A 14,561-nucleotide genomic window follows, 5' to 3' on the forward strand; every position below is an offset into this window, starting at 1 on the left:
CGTACACGCGGCGCGATGCCGCGTCTCCTGGGCGGAATCAACATGCTGAAACAACTCTTCTTAGTCCTCGCGATCCTTGTTTCTGGATCGACTCTGGTTGCCGGTCAGCAGCCTGTCAGGCTTCGCGTGTTGAGTTACAACATTCACCATGCTCAGGGAGTCGATGGTAAGCTTGATCTGCAGCGAATCGCCAACGTGATCCTGTCAGTCAAGCCGGATGTCGTTGCCTTGCAAGAGGTGGATCAAAACACCAGCCGCACCGGTGGTGTTGACCAAGCCGCCGAACTGGCCAAGTTGACTGAGATGAAGTCTGTCTTTGGTGCCAACATCGATTTACAGGGTGGGCACTATGGCAACGCGGTGCTCACTCGATTGCCAATCGGTTCCCATCAAAATGTCTTGCTGCCCAATGTCAATCACGGCGAACAACGCGGTGTGATTCAGGCGGATCTCAAGTTGCCGGGCAGCGGTCAATCGCTCTTGCTGTTGGCAACACATTTTGATCATCGAAAGGATTCCAGCGAACGCCTCCAGTCGGCCCGCAAAATCAATGCATTGGTGGCTGAGCGGCCTGACCAACCCGCATTGTTGGCTGGCGACTTGAACGCCACGCCGGACAGTCAAACCTTGCAAGCCTTGCAACAGCAATGGACTCTTGCCAACGAGCAGCCTTTAGCAACGATTCCGGTCAAGGAACCGGTCAAGCAAATTGATTTCATCCTGCTGCGCCCAGCCGAACGCTGGTCCGTGGTGGAAGTCAAAGTGCTTGACGAAGCCGTGGCGTCGGATCATCGTGCGATCCTGGCGGTCTTGGAACTTAAGTAAACGCACATCAGCCGTTCGCCACAGCGGTGTCTCGATATCACTCTCCCGCCAGCGGGAGAGTTCAGTCAACGAGTGCTTTCAGCAACACCCTCCCGATTGCCGGGGAGGGTTTTGTTGTGGCGGCATTGCGGTTGGCGTTGCCAACCACTTCACCCTCACCTCGCTTAGGCTCGACTCTCCCGCCAGCGGGAGAGTTCAGTCAACGAACGGTCCTATCAGCAACATCCTCCCGTTTGCGGGAGCGGCTGTGTTAGATGTCAAGCGTTTTGTGGATTTTCCCATGCTGTATTTGTTTTGACCATTGTGTTGAGTGTGATGAGGATTTTGCGCATGCATGCGGTAATAACGACCTTTGGAGGCTTGCCTTGTTCGGCCAGTCTCTTGGAAAAGGCTGCGATCGCTGGGTTGTATCGGCGAGCACTCAGTGCGGCCATGTAGAGCGCCGATCGCACTGATCCACGGCCTCCAAAAATCGAACGCTTGCCTCGCATCTGCCCGCTGTCCCGGTTGAACGGTGCTAGTCCAACGAGCGAGGCGATTTCCTGTCGGTTCAGGTCGCCAAGCTCTGGTAACTCTGCAATGATCGTTGCTGATGTCACATCGCCGATACCAGGCATCGTCCCAAGTAATTCGGCGCGATGCTTCCAGTCATCATCAGACTGCACAAGCTTTTGGATCTCACGATCAATCATTTTGATGTCCTTGTTGATTGCATCGAGAACGCGCTGAATGCTCTTGCGAACCGCTCCGGACACGGCTTGTCCCTGTCGGTTCTTCTCGGCAGTTCTGGTGCCGATCAACTGTCTTCTTCGAGTCACAAGCTGATCCAATTCACCCTGCAATTGCTTGGTTTTGGCGACGGCTCGAGGCCTCGTCAATTTCCCAAACAGTGCGATGATGCGTGCGTCGATCTTGTCAGTCTTTGCCAATTTTCCAATCGCTTTGGCAAAGTCTCTCACTTGTCTCGGATTGACCACAGAGACAACATGGCCGGCTTCAACAAGTCGCACAGCGAGTGGACGTTCGTAGTTGCCAGTGGCCTCAATTACGATCAGGCAAGACTTCGCTTCTGGCAACAAATCCACTAGCTCATCAATTCCCTTTGGATCATTGGGAACGACTGTTGTCGTGGCTTGTTCATCAAACGCGAGATCAAGCTTGGCTTTTGAGACATCGATTCCGATAAAGTGTTGAAAACTCATCTTGGATGTATCCCTTCCTTGCAAATGCGAGCTCGAGAGCTTGTCTCGGCTCAGGCGGCTGTTCGGGCTATTTACCAAAGGCCGACGACGATCCAGCTCCCGCACAGTATCTGCGTTGCAGCACTCGAGGGTCAACGATCTGCCGTCGGCCGCAGTTGCTTTAGCCTCTTCGCTACGCTCAGAGGCTAAAGCAACTGCATCTGTAGTGTCCAACGAAACACCACTAGAATGTAACATACAAGGGTCGGCCGGTTTGCGGTGGTGGCGCGCTGGTGAGTTTGCAGGTTTACAAGGCGGAGCAATGGTTGTCTCACTGGCCGGCCGGGGAGGGTTTCGTTGTGGCATTGCGGTTGGCGTTGCCAACCACTTCACCCTCACCTCGCTTAGGCTCGACTCTCCCGCCAGCGGGAGAGTTCAGTCAACGAGTGCTTTCAGCAACATCCTCTCGCTTGCGGGAGAGTTCAGTCAACACAGCATTAGCGGCTGTGTCCTGTTGCTTGAATCGCTGGGGTGACTAGGAGAGACGTCGGCGTTGTTCACCAACGACCGACTGCGTTCCGTTGCTGATGGATCCGGGAGCGACCATGTAGAACGGTTGTTCGGTCATGAATTTGCGACCGTCGACGGTGAAGGCTCGGATGCGCACCGCCCATTTCACGCGGATCAAACGACCGTGATAACTCAGTGGTGTCGCGGGCAGCAAGCAGTTCAACGATTGCTCATCGGCCAGTCCACAGCGATGCAAGTCGTCTTTTTCAAACCGAGTGAAATAGTGGACTTGCATGTCCGTGTCACCTTTGCCCTCGGTGTACCACAGCACAGAGACTTCAACGGCTGCCAACGCATCCAGGTCCACGCGGCTGATTCGCCAGCGCGCTTCAAGCGTCTTGCCGCCTTCGTACATGCCGTCTTCACGGCACAGGCACACGCTCATCGCGGGCTGCGTTTCTGCGGCAAGCCCGGAGGACGGACGACGACGGGGTAGTTTCGGCAGAATGATTGCCACTTGCGTGCTTCTCCGGAAACGATGACTTTCCAGCGGACGGCATTGTGCAGCCCGACAAACGAATGCATGACGTTGTCAGGCAGATCTAAAGTGAATTGTTGTTCCCAGGGAGCCTGCGGGTCAACGCGTACATCGCGTTCTTCACACAATTCTTCCGCGAAAACTTCACAACTTTCCACGCGAACGTCCGTCCCTTGACTGTACACCGTTTCCTCTTCGCAACAAACACGCACGCGCAGTCGTCGTAATCGTAATTTTCCGGCCTGCGAGACGAAGACGCGGTACTTGCCACCGGGGAACAGCGGATGGTCGCTGATTTCCACGATGGTGGACCCGAGTCCCACGGATCGTCGGAGCTGAGCGAGGAAGTAGGAAAATGACCAGTAACCCACCCAGCCGAAGGGAATCAGCAGGCCGGCCAGAATGTAACGCGGTTGAGCATGCCAGAAGCCCAGAATGACCACCGCCAGCAGGACAAACCAGACGGAATTCCAGAGCAGCGCCAGCAGCGTTGGGCCGACCAAATCCTTGCCCTGGGCCCGCTCAGCGGCTAGGCGATAGGTTAGACGCTCGCCCGGCGAATCGTTCATCGCTTCGCCGCTGGGAACCGTTGGCATGCGGTCTTCGCTGGTCGGTTCGGGCACGATGATTTCAATCGAGGAGGCTCGATTGGCAATCGCGGAGCGACGTTCATGGCTGGCGCCGATGTGAAACAAGCGGTACACCAATCCAGCCACGCCGGATGCAGCGGCGGCAAAGCCGGTCACGCCAAAGACCCAGGCGCCCAGACCACTGCCCTGAATTTCCTTGGGGGTCACTGTGTTTGGGTCAAGATTGGTCAGCTGAGCGATCGATTCCCAGCTGGCCAGTTGGTTGATCAACACCAAGGCGACCACGAACACGCCTGCGAGGAATACACAGCTATAGAAGGCTGTTTCCCAGAGGATGCTACGAAGTTCGTCGCCAATAAAACGCCCGCCCCGTTTTTTGCTCCAAGGTTGCGGAAAACGGGGCATACCAGTGACTTGATGAGAACGTGGGGCGAACAGAACGGTCGCAAATTGTAGGTCGTCACCGCCTGGGTGACAGCGGCGTTTGTCGTTTTTCGAACTAAGGGACCGCGGTCAGGTCTCGCTAGCGAGGCTTTCGGGGCCGGCGGCTTGGCCGATAGAAACCCAGTTTTTCCAGGGCTTCATAGACTTCCCCAAGCGTTTTTTCACCAAAGTTATTGATCGCCAACAGTTGCTTGGGGCTGGCTTTCAAAAGGTCGCGGACGTTCAGAATGCCTGTGGTTTCCAGGCAGTTCGTTGTGCGAACCGACAAGCCAATCTCTGCAATGCTCAATTCCAAACTCAGCGAACGTTGCTGAGCTTCCTGGTCGCTTTGGCTGACAGGGATCCGAGTGCTCATGCCTAACTCCTTTGGGGCGGCGATTGCGCTGCGATCACAAACGAGTCAGCAGATCCGTTTGCGAAAGGGTTGTAGGCAGATTCTCTGCGATTCCGCCTGGCAATGCAAGCAATTTCGGCATTCGGGGGGGAGATCGGTTTCTTTGAACAGCCTAGGCTGCTCGGAGCTCCCGCTGATGATAAGCGCTATCGATCCACGATTGCAATTCTTCCAGATCGGGCTGTTGGCTCCCACGCAAGATCCGTTTGCCTTCGTTACTCTTGGCGATCGGGCTGATCGTGTCCAACAGTGTCTCGGCATCGTACTCAGTGAGTTCTTCTGGGCTGGTGATTTCAGCGGCGATTAACAGCTGTGCATCGTGGCCGCGTAGGTTTGGCACGCGGCACATCAACGTGGCCTGCGCTTGCCAGGTGGTCACCACAGCAGCATCGACGCGGCGCTGTTGCAATTGATCGGCCACTGTTTCAGCGTCGGCTGTGACCAAGTCAGCGACGGTCCAAAGGTCGATCGCGTGCAAGTGGCTTGCCATTCGCTCGCCAATCGAAGGTGCGTCAACGATGGGGCTATCGAGGTTCAAGTAGAACTTGATCGAGTCCAATTCATGACCCGCCGAGGCCTCCACCACGGGTGCTTGCCGCTGACGTTTCCGTTTCGAGGAGGCCTGTGCGGTTTGTCCATGATCATCGACAAACTCGTAAACCACTTCGTCATGAGAATCGCTTTCCGCTTGCGCTGCAGATGCCTTTTTCACTGTCCCCTTTGTCGTCGCCGTGTTGGTTTCGACGGGTTGCACATTGCCAGCAGCGATCCAGCTGGTCAGCCGAGCGAGTTCATAGCTGGTGCCACTGAGTAGAATCTGCTGCCCACGTTCGGTGGCCAGGAAAGCTTCGACGCGATCGAGCAGTGAGTTTGGATTGGTGGCTGAAAGCGTTGCCGCATCCTTGATCCCACAGCCAACCAAGATGCGTGCATCGAAGCCGCGCAGTTGCGGCACATGGCACACCAAACGACATTCGGCTTGCCAACGACGAACTGTCGCGGCGGTCACACCGGCTAAACCCAAGGCGTCGCTAAGCCGATTGGGATCTTGGTTCATCAAGTGATTGATGTGTGTGACTTCCAAACGACGCAGTCTGGCCGCTGCAACCGCATCGATTGAAGGCGCTTGATCGATCGGGCTGTCAAAGTTCAAAAAGAAGGGGCTCTGTGCGGAAGCTTGTTGGCTGAGTCCCAGTGGCGGTTGTCCAGCGGCAAGGCTTTGTGAGGGGCTCTGTAATGAGGCAGGCTGTTGTGTGCCCTGGGGGAGCGTCAACGGCGAGTGCGCAGGCTGAGCGTGGCGAGCGATCGGCGCGTCGGTTGTGAAGTGCTCGCTAAAGTAATAGCCATCCGCCCAAGGTTGCATGTTGTCCAGATGGCCATAGCGATGAGCCCGCTGAGTAACCTGCTGAGTAACCTTTTGGGGGACCGGTCCTAGTGCCGCGGGGCGTTGGCCGCCGGCGGGGTAATCGAGTGTTGGCTTGGACATGGGAGGAATCTGGAATGCGGCTGCGGTCGCATCGGTTGATTCCCAGTAAGCTTGGTCTAAGTCTTCGTTGACAGCATCCAGGCTGCGTGCCTCCGGCAGCGGTGAATGTTTGGCCAATCGCTCCCAGCTGGCGGCCTCGTCGCTGTAATGCTCCAAGCCAACCTTGGCATCGCTTGATGGATCATGGGTGATTGGCTGAGTGGCGTGATAGTGCGGCCCGGAGTAGCGTTCGAGCGCGTAATGCGGTTTCCAAAGCGGGCGGTGTTGATGGCCGTCGCGTTTGCCATGCACGGCAAACGATTTGGCACCCGCAGAGATCATCACGTTGGTCAGGATGCGATCGCTGGTCAGAACAATCAGCTGATGTCCACTGGACTCACTGGCTTGTCGAAGTGTTTGCACCAGCTGATCGATTTGGGTTGCGTTCCAGTGGGCGCCAGTGATCAATTCCGGTTGCGTTTCGATGAGCAACGGAATGCCATGTCCTGCACTGGCCATCAAGCCGCTTTGTTTGATCACATCCGCTGCTGCCAAACGAACGGCAATCACAGCTAACGCGCGCTCAGCCGCACCATGCTGCGTTTCCGGTTGGCCGTTGATGTCGACCAAGCCGCCGTGCGGACGAACGGTTTGCCAGTCGCCTGAAGCAACGAACTGAGAAGCGTCCCAGTTGATGGTTCGCAATCGACCACTGGAAAGTCGGTTCAGCCAAGAGCTGGCCAGATCGGCGAACGATGCGGTGGGGCGAGACGCGTGAATCGGCTGCGTTGCGTTTTGGCAGCGAGCGGTCAACTCGGGATCGCAAAGCCCTGCCAGCAAGCAGGCTTGAACGCTGCGCGTGACACTGCTGACTGCGGTATCGGTTAAAATGCCATCGACGATGCTGTCGGGCAATTGGATCGCTTGCAACGCACGCGAGGCAGGGGTTGTGTCGGCAATGCCGTTGATCCAACTGTCGTGGTGGTAGTCAAATCGATGCGTGACATCGCCGCGAGATTCGAATTCGATCGTGCGTCGACCTTGTTGGCTGCCATCCTGTTCACGGCGGCAATGAATTTTGCCATTGGCTTCGACCCAGACCACACGGCCGGCCGAGCTGTTCATCATGCCCAAGGGATATTGGCGTCGAACCAGTGAATCACGGACAAACCGGACCAAAGCGGTTTTGCCAGCGCCAATTGGCATGCTGACAAGATTCATCGCCTGGGAAAACGGTCCCAATTCCACTCGGTTCAACAATCCGTGCGTGTCGATATCAATGCGATCCAGCAACACGGTAGGCTCCTCCTTGGCCATGTCAGTCAATCATTCTGAACACCAGTGGGTGAGCACCAGACGTCCAGACAGGGTCAAAACCGGCAGTTTTTGCCAGTCAAACAGCGGGAAAAGTCTACTCTAGAAAATCTCTCTGCTCAGCGAAAGACGAATCCCAGAGAGGAGGCTGCCTGGCGAGTTCGCCCCAATCACGCCTCATTACCCAAGTTCACCCGCACCGCCAGAGGCTTCTTCCCTGACTGCGATTGGCGATTCGCCGCTTAACTGCTGGCCAAACGCTGGCAATCGCTCGGCGTGGCGATTCTAATTGTCTTGCCAAGACTCTTGAGCTGATCCCGTTTTGAATCCTCAGGCCTTTGTCAACGATGAGCAACAATCCCTATCAGTCTCCGTTACCCACCGATGATCGTCAGCCGGTGCCCAGCGGCGAAGTCCACGCGAATTGCCCCGGGTGTCAAAGTGTTTATGCGACCAAGGTCAAGTTCACGTTGTGGGGCGGGGCCCTCGGGCCCAAGCTCTTTCATCATGTGAAGTGCGACCAGTGTGGGACGAAGTACAACGGGCGCAGCGGTAAATCGAACCTCGTGCCGATCTTGATTTACAACTTGGTCGCTGGGGTGATCATGTTCATTGCCGGGTTTGCCATCGCTATGACCAGGTAGTTGCCCGGTGGGCAGTCGGCTCCTCGCAGCGGTCGTGCTGATCAGGAGACTAGCGAGCCGGTGATCTTTCGAGCCGGTGATCTTTCGAGCCGGTGAGACAGCGGCAGGCGAACCTGACTTCGCCAGAGAGGATCTAGAAAGCAACGTTGGATTCTCGATGCAAGGAAATTGATTCATGTTAGACGCAGCAAACATGCAGCGACTGGTGGACATGCAACACCGCAGCTATCGGTTGCTCAAATGGGTCAGTCAGGCGGTGACAAGTCAATTCATTCGTTTTGACACTGCCCATCAATACACCACGCTGCCCGAGGCAACGGAGCCGTGGATGGTCGAGCATTACAGCAACTTGCCTGTCAATGCTCGACCTGACAGGCAGGATTTAAAGGCATTCAGTCACTTTTTTTCGACTTACCTGTCAAACTCGTTTGATCTGGTTGCAAAACCGGGAAAGCAGCGATACTCGCCCGGGGCACATTGTTTCTGTCCGATGTGCAGCTGGTTCGTTGAGGCACCGCATCTGAAAACCAAAAAGGTGGATTCCCGAGCCAAACGCCGAGCGCAGACCATGCGTGTGAACGTGATGGCTGGATTGGCCGTTGAGCGCCATCGAAGCGTTCCGGATTCAGTCTTGGAAGGATTGCTCAAGCAGCGTTCGACGTTCGTTGATGCCAGCCTCGCTGCCTATGGCGTGGATCTGATGGAACGCGAATTGGGGATCGTCAACGGGCCGGCCGTGCTGGCACTGTGGCGTGGCTTTGCTTGGAATGAACTGGGCTCGCCCAATCCACGCTTTCAACTTTCCGCCGCCGCCATCATGGATGCACAATCTCGCTTGCTGGAATCGGTAGTCAATGGTGCGCCTTCTTGACGCTCTGGTGGCAGGCGAGGTCGGTTCGCCTGCGCCGCGTCAACCTGGGTGACACGGCGACGAATTCACGTTGCCCACTGTCGCAACATCCAGATCAAAGAGTATCGTATCGTCTCTGACAGTCTTTCTCCTGAAGGCGGCCATGACCTTGACGACGCTCTGCAGGCACGCTTTGTCATGGAGACGCATTTTGAGGTTGCGATGCGCCATGTCGGATAACATGGCGAGAGAGAACGGTTGTGTACGAAGAGGCGAGTTCGCCGTGGCATCACTGAGGTGGATTGATGAAGGAAATCATTGCAAGCGTAGAGTCACTCAAAATCGTTCCGGTGGTCGCGATCGAAGATGTCCGTCACGCCGATCGGCTTGCTGACGCATTGACCGGCGGTGGCCTTCCCTGTGCCGAGATCACACTGCGTACCGAGGCTGGCCTGGCGTCCATCGAAAGACTTCGCAAACGCGATGGTTTCTTAGTGGGGGCTGGGACGGTGCACAGTGTCACCCAAGCGAAACAAGTCGTGGACTCGGGGGCTCAGTTCATTGTCTCGCCCGGTTTCAATCCCAAGACCGTCCAGTGGTGTGTGGAAAACGAAGTGCCGATCTTTCCGGGCATTTCCAGTCCAACTGATTTGGAGATGGCCCTTGAGTTTGGCTTGGAGGTCGTCAAATTCTTCCCCGCCGAGGCCCTGGGGGGCATCAAGACGCTTCAAGCGTTTCATGGTCCCTATCACACCATTCGATTCATGCCCACCGGCGGGATCTCTGCATCCAACATCGTGGACTACTTGAACTTACCCTTCGTGATTGCGTGTGGCGGCAGCTGGATGGTGAAGTCTGATCTGATCAGCGCGGGGCGCTTTGATGAGATCACTCAGTTGACGCGCGACGCAATGAACTTGATCTGAACGATTCTTTCGATCAACCGATCTCATTTAATAAGAAACCATCATGACTGATCCTTTGGCGATTCGCTCGGCAGATTCCTGCGAGTTCGATCTGGTGTCTCTCGGCGAAATCATGTTGCGACTCGATCCCGGCGAGGGGCGTGTTCGCACCGCCAGGCAATTCAACGCTTGGGAAGGCGGTGGCGAGTACAACGTCGCGCGTGGATTGCGTCGTTGTTTCGAAATGCGCACCGGTGTCGTGACGGCATTCGCTGACAACGAAGTTGGCCGCTTGCTGGAGAACTTGATTCTGCAAGGTGGCGTGGATCCATCGATGATTCAGTGGCGGCCCGATGATGGGATCGGACGTCGCGTCCGCAACGGCTTGAACTTCACCGAGCGAGGGTTTGGAATTCGAGGTGCATTGGGAACATCCGATCGCGGCCACACCGCCGCATCCCAGCTAAAGCCAGGGGATGTCGATTGGGACGTCGTCTTTGGGCAGCGCGGTTCACGATGGCTTCACACCGGAGGCATCTTTGCCGCCTTGTCGGAGAGCACCGCCGAGCTGACGATCGAGGCAGTTCAAGCAGCCAAGCGACATGGCACCCTTGTCTCGTATGATCTGAATTATCGACCGTCGCTTTGGAAAAGCATCGGCGGCGTGGAAAAGGCTCGCCAAGTGAATCGAGAGATCGCAAAAGATGTCGACGTGATGATTGGCAACGAGGAAGACTTCACCGCATGTTTAGGTTTCGAAGTGGAAGGCGTTGATGAGAAAATCTCCAGCATTCCAGTGGACTCCTTTCAAGCGATGATTGGAAATGTGGTCCAGGAATTTCCGAACTTTCAAGTCGTTGCCACCACGCTGCGGACGGTGAAGACAGCGACGATCAATTCCTGGGGAGCCATCTGCTGGGCCGATGGAGCCTTCTATGAAGCGACTCACCGGGAAGATCTGGAAATCCTCGACCGCGTTGGAGGCGGTGACAGCTTTGCCTCGGGTTTGATCTACGGCCTCCTAAATGATCTTGGCCCGCAGCTGGCCGTGGAATACGGTGCCGCGCATGGAGCCCTGGCGATGACCACTGCCGGTGACACGTCAATGGCTTCCAAGGCGGAAGTCCAACGCCTGGTCGGGGGTGGCGGGGCTCGAGTGGTTCGCTAAGATTCCCAGGCTTTGACGGGCAACGGTGGTGATGGATTGGCATTCACATCGGGAAAGCCTCTGCCCTGCACTGTCATGTCCTTTCCAAAGGTGATCCTCATGCAAGTCTCGTCCTCTTCTGCGATCCCTAAGATTGTCTTTGGCACCAGTAGTCTGGGGAACATTTATCGAGTGATGGCCGAGGAGACGCGCGATCAAATCATTGGCCGCGTTCTGGACGTCTGTCCCGGAATCATTGCCTTTGATTCCGCTGGGAAGTACGGCGCCGGATTGGCGCTGGAAAATCTGGGACAATCGCTCAAGCGTTTCAATGTTCCCCAAGAGCGAGTCCTGATCAGCAACAAACTCGGCTGGCGGCGAATTCCCTTGCAGGGTGATGAGCCAACCTTTGAGCCTGGCGTCTGGGTGGATTTGAAGCACGATGCCGTCCAAGACATCAGCTATGATGGCATCCTGCGCTGTTGGGAAGAAGGCAATCAATTCCTGGCCGGCTATGACGCTCAGCTATTGTCGGTTCACGATCCTGACGAATACCTGGCTGCCGCCGACAGCGACCAGGATCTTGAAAAGCGTTGGGATGACATTCGTGGTGCCTATCGAGCCTTGAACGAACTGCGAGAGGCTGGCAAGGCGACGGCGATCGGGACCGGCGTCAAAGATTGGCGAATCGCACAGCAGATCCTTGAGACTTGCGACTTAGACTGGGTCATGATCGCTGGCTGCTTCACCATTTATGATCACGACCAAGCGTTGATCGAGTTTATCGAGTCGCTGCGACGGCGAAACGTTGCGGTGATTAACTCTGCTGTGTTTCATGGCGGCTTTCTGACTGGCGGCGACTTCTTTAACTACCGCCAGCTGAACCGCGATGAGACGCGGGATGCCGAACTGTACGATTGGCGCGATCGCTTTTGGTCCCTGTGCCAGCAGTTTGAGACGACGCCCGCAGAAGCTGCTGTCGCCTTCAGTGTGTCTCCGCCTGGTGTGGTCTCCGTCGCGCTCAACAATAGCCGCGTGAAGTGGGTGGACATCAATGCTCACATGGCAACGGTGGAGCTACCGCAGGCGTTCTGGCGGGAACTCAAAGAGCAGCAGTTGATTCGGCCAGACTATCCGTACCTGGGCAGCTCCTCTGCTGGTTCCCAGTAAAGACAACCAGTCCTCTGGCGGGTGGCGCTGATGTCAATGAATCAGGTTTCGCTGTGAGCGAATCGGGATTGACGCCGCGCGAAGCGCTTTTGTATCGATGGAGGGAAATTCCCTCATCCCGTCGTCGTTGAACTCAGCCTGGGTGTTGGTTCTCAGCGAGCCTGACTATCCCTCCGTATGATGCCGAATCGATTCGCAGCCAGAACGCAGCTTTGCTCAGTGGTGGCCATTCGCCGATGCGCTGTGGCCATGCTGTGCTTGGGACTCACTGCGGCACTTGCTGGATGCGCTTCCTGGGCCGCCTGGGATAGCACTGAAAATGTGATCAAGCGAGCGTCCAAGCCAACGCTGCAGGACCAGCTGCCACCGGGGAAAGTGTCACGTCGTTTAGAGCTGGACACTCGCTACGTTCAGGTCAATTTTGATCCCAATCAGGCCGATCAAATTCAGTCGCTCTGGCAGTGGACCGATGAGACCGTGGTGCCCAGCGCCTTGCGGAAAGACTTGCAACGCAACGGCCTGAGAATCGGCAAGGTGATTCAAGAGCAGCGGCTGCTGTCGCGTCTGCAGACGATGAAAGACGAAACACAAGGCAATGTGCTGGACGAGTTTCTGGCTGCAGCGACCTTGTCTGGGCCACAGGCCGAAGGCGCCAAGCTGGTGCCGCTTAGTTTAGGACGCCGCATGGAATTCTCCATTCGGCAACCCTTGGCTGGCGAGCATGCCGTGATTGTCTATCAAGAGCCGCAGCCGATCGGCAAAACGCTCCTCGATCCACAATTCATCTTGGCAATCACCGCGCTGGCTTCCGACGAAATGGGTGAAGCCAGGTTAAAGATCCGTCCCGAAGTTCAATTGGGAAGCATGCGGCCCGACGTGATTCGTGGTCAAGCCGGTTCACGCATCGACATGAGACGTGATGCGTGGTCTTTGGCAGAGCTTGAGTTTGAAATCGCTGGCGCTGAGGGAGACTGGTTCATGATCAGTGGAACCGTGCCTCAAAAAGGGGTTGGCAAGCAGATGTTCTCGGGCAAGAGCGTGCAGCAGCAAGATCAGCTGACCGTGATGTTGCTGCGTTTTGCCAATGTTCCCAAGCCTTCTGATCAGCTCTAAACCAGCGCTTCGATTGGTTTGCCCTGTTCAACCATGTAGGTTGGACGACCCGCTTGATTGACAAACTGCAATCGTTGGTTGATGCCCATCACATGGAAGATGGTCGCCAACAAGTCTTGTGGACCAATCGGAGACGTCTTGGGGACGTCGACCTTTTCGGCTGATTCGCCAATCACCTGTCCCATTTGCAAGCCACCGCCGGCCAGAGCAAGCGTGCTAAGCGGCGCCCAGTGGTCACGACCGCCACCGCCATTGATCTTCGGCGTGCGGCCAAATTCACCACTGACAACTAGCAGCGTGTTGTCGAGTTGGCCGCGTAGCGAGAGGTCTTCGACCAAGGCGGCAACCGCTTGGTCAACTTGTGGACCCAGGCGATCCATTGATTGCTTGATGTTGCCGTGCATGTCCCAGCCACCAAAGTTGACGGTGACAAAGCCACAGCCAGCTTCACAGAGTCGACGCGCTTGCAAGAGCTTTTCACCAAGTCCCTTGCCATAGCGACTGACAACACGCGGGTCTTCGTACTTGAGATCGAAGGCTTGCTGCGATCGACTGAGGATGATGTCAAAGGCTTGTTGATCAAAGGCATCCAGGCCGTTCATCACATCACTGCTGTCGATGTCACGACGCAGGTTGTCGATGCCTTTTAGCAATTCACGGCGCGAATCCAGACGCTCACGAGCTACATTCAAAGCCATGTTGCGACGAGCTTCCCCGCCTGAATCAAATGGACCGTACGCGGTGCCCAGGAAAGCAGGGCCGTCGGCATAGATCCCATTGAGACGCACATACGTTGGCATCCCCGTGACCGGATGATTGGTTCCCCGAACGCGAGAAAGGATGGAACCGATACCCGGTCGAGATGACACCGCGCCGTTGTCCGCCAAGCGATTGTCATAGCCAGTCATGACATAGTGTGTGCCACCGGAGTGTCCACTATTCGTGTGTGCAAACGAACGCACAAATGCCATCTTGTCAGCAACCTGTGCCATGCGTTGGAAGTTGCCACCGAGAGTCACGCCCGGCAAATTTGTTTTGACTTCGCCGGTCACGCTGCGATACTCCGCCGGAGCGGTCATCTTGGGATCAAAGGTTTCCACATGCGTCGGCCCACCACTAAGCCAAAGCCAGATGATTGATTTATCGGTCGTCGAAATCCCGGCATTGGCAGCTTCGGTTTTATTCCGCAGCATGTCACTAAGAGTCAAGCCGCCAAGTCCTAGCGCGCCAACCTGAAGAAAGTCGCGACGACTGCTGCCGTCACACTTTTCGTGACGGCGCGTGTTAGAAATTTTTAGCATCTGTGTCTACCTGTTTGGAATGGACGAGTATGACGCAACCTTGCGTCCTGATTTCAAACAAACACATCACCAATGGATGATGTGTCGGGCATCAGTGCGGCGGCAATCAATGCCAATCGCTCGGGTCGGCAAGCCGCCAATCATATCATGGTTGACGTTGCCGCTGTGAG

The 14,561-nt window shown here is 56.1% G+C and carries 13 protein-coding genes; 7 read left to right on the forward strand and 6 right to left on the reverse strand.

The window, feature by feature from the left end; genetic code table 11:
- Positions 1-42 precede the first annotated feature (42 nt).
- Positions 43-825 carry an endonuclease/exonuclease/phosphatase family protein gene (locus SV7mr_RS04775; RefSeq protein WP_145269707.1) on the forward strand — a complete coding sequence of 261 codons (783 nt, stop codon included), beginning with the start codon at positions 43-45 and terminating at the stop codon, positions 823-825.
- A 257-nt stretch (positions 826-1,082) separates the two neighbouring features.
- Here SV7mr_RS04775 and SV7mr_RS04780 read toward each other — a convergent pair whose 3' ends face one another.
- The 5 genes from SV7mr_RS04780 to SV7mr_RS04800 form a co-directional block, all read right to left on the reverse strand.
- Entirely contained in the window at positions 1,083-2,027 is a 945-nt protein-coding gene (locus tag SV7mr_RS04780) for an IS110 family RNA-guided transposase (protein WP_145268727.1), read from the reverse strand.
- Between the two features lie 514 nt (positions 2,028-2,541).
- Positions 2,542-2,961, reverse strand: coding sequence for a hypothetical protein (locus SV7mr_RS04785; protein WP_145269709.1), 420 nt, complete (start codon positions 2,959-2,961; stop codon positions 2,542-2,544).
- The gene (locus SV7mr_RS04790; protein WP_145269711.1) at positions 2,958-4,049 is read right to left on the reverse strand and encodes a hypothetical protein; all 1,092 of its coding nucleotides are present in this window, start codon (positions 4,047-4,049) and stop codon (positions 2,958-2,960) included. Before SV7mr_RS04790 ends, SV7mr_RS04785 begins: the two co-directional genes overlap by 4 nt.
- A 118-nt stretch (positions 4,050-4,167) precedes the next feature.
- Entirely contained in the window at positions 4,168-4,443 is a 276-nt protein-coding gene (locus SV7mr_RS04795) for a DNA-directed RNA polymerase subunit alpha C-terminal domain-containing protein (RefSeq protein WP_145269713.1), read from the reverse strand.
- Positions 4,444-4,594: 151 nt separating this feature from the next.
- The gene (locus SV7mr_RS04800) at positions 4,595-7,243 is read right to left on the reverse strand and encodes a DUF4332 domain-containing protein (protein ID WP_419188103.1); all 2,649 of its coding nucleotides are present in this window, start codon (positions 7,241-7,243) and stop codon (positions 4,595-4,597) included.
- A gap of 365 nt (positions 7,244-7,608) precedes the next feature.
- Between SV7mr_RS04800 and SV7mr_RS04805 the strand changes: the two genes are divergently transcribed.
- The 6 genes from SV7mr_RS04805 (at position 7,609) to SV7mr_RS04830 (ending at position 13,090) form a co-directional block, all read left to right on the forward strand.
- Positions 7,609-7,905, forward strand: coding sequence for a hypothetical protein (locus tag SV7mr_RS04805; protein WP_145269717.1), 297 nt, complete (start codon positions 7,609-7,611; stop codon positions 7,903-7,905).
- A gap of 175 nt (positions 7,906-8,080) precedes the next feature.
- Complete coding sequence (locus tag SV7mr_RS04810) at positions 8,081-8,776, forward strand: hypothetical protein (protein ID WP_145269719.1); 696 nt, start codon at positions 8,081-8,083, stop codon at positions 8,774-8,776.
- A 284-nt stretch (positions 8,777-9,060) separates the two neighbouring features.
- Positions 9,061-9,681 (forward strand): bifunctional 4-hydroxy-2-oxoglutarate aldolase/2-dehydro-3-deoxy-phosphogluconate aldolase, encoded by a 621-nt coding sequence (locus SV7mr_RS04815; RefSeq protein ID WP_145269721.1) that lies wholly within the window; start codon positions 9,061-9,063, stop codon positions 9,679-9,681.
- 43 nt (positions 9,682-9,724) lie between these two features.
- Positions 9,725-10,828, forward strand: coding sequence for a sugar kinase (locus SV7mr_RS04820; RefSeq protein WP_145269723.1), 1,104 nt, complete (start codon positions 9,725-9,727; stop codon positions 10,826-10,828).
- A gap of 75 nt (positions 10,829-10,903) precedes the next feature.
- A complete protein-coding gene (locus tag SV7mr_RS04825) occupies positions 10,904-11,977 on the forward strand; it encodes an aldo/keto reductase (protein ID WP_419188104.1) in 1,074 nt (357 codons plus the stop codon).
- Positions 11,978-12,199: 222 nt separating this feature from the next.
- Positions 12,200-13,090, forward strand: a complete 891-nt coding sequence (locus tag SV7mr_RS04830) for a hypothetical protein (protein ID WP_145269727.1) — start codon at positions 12,200-12,202, stop codon at positions 13,088-13,090.
- On the opposite strand, the gene SV7mr_RS04835 is transcribed toward SV7mr_RS04830, so the two are convergent.
- Positions 13,087-14,391 (reverse strand): DUF1501 domain-containing protein, encoded by a 1,305-nt coding sequence (locus SV7mr_RS04835; protein ID WP_145269729.1) that lies wholly within the window; start codon positions 14,389-14,391, stop codon positions 13,087-13,089. The genes SV7mr_RS04830 and SV7mr_RS04835 overlap by 4 nt on opposite strands.
- Positions 14,392-14,561 lie beyond the last annotated feature (170 nt).

It is taken from the genome of Stieleria bergensis (assembly GCA_007745635.1).
Lineage (GTDB): Bacteria > Planctomycetota > Planctomycetia > Pirellulales > Pirellulaceae > Stieleria > Stieleria bergensis.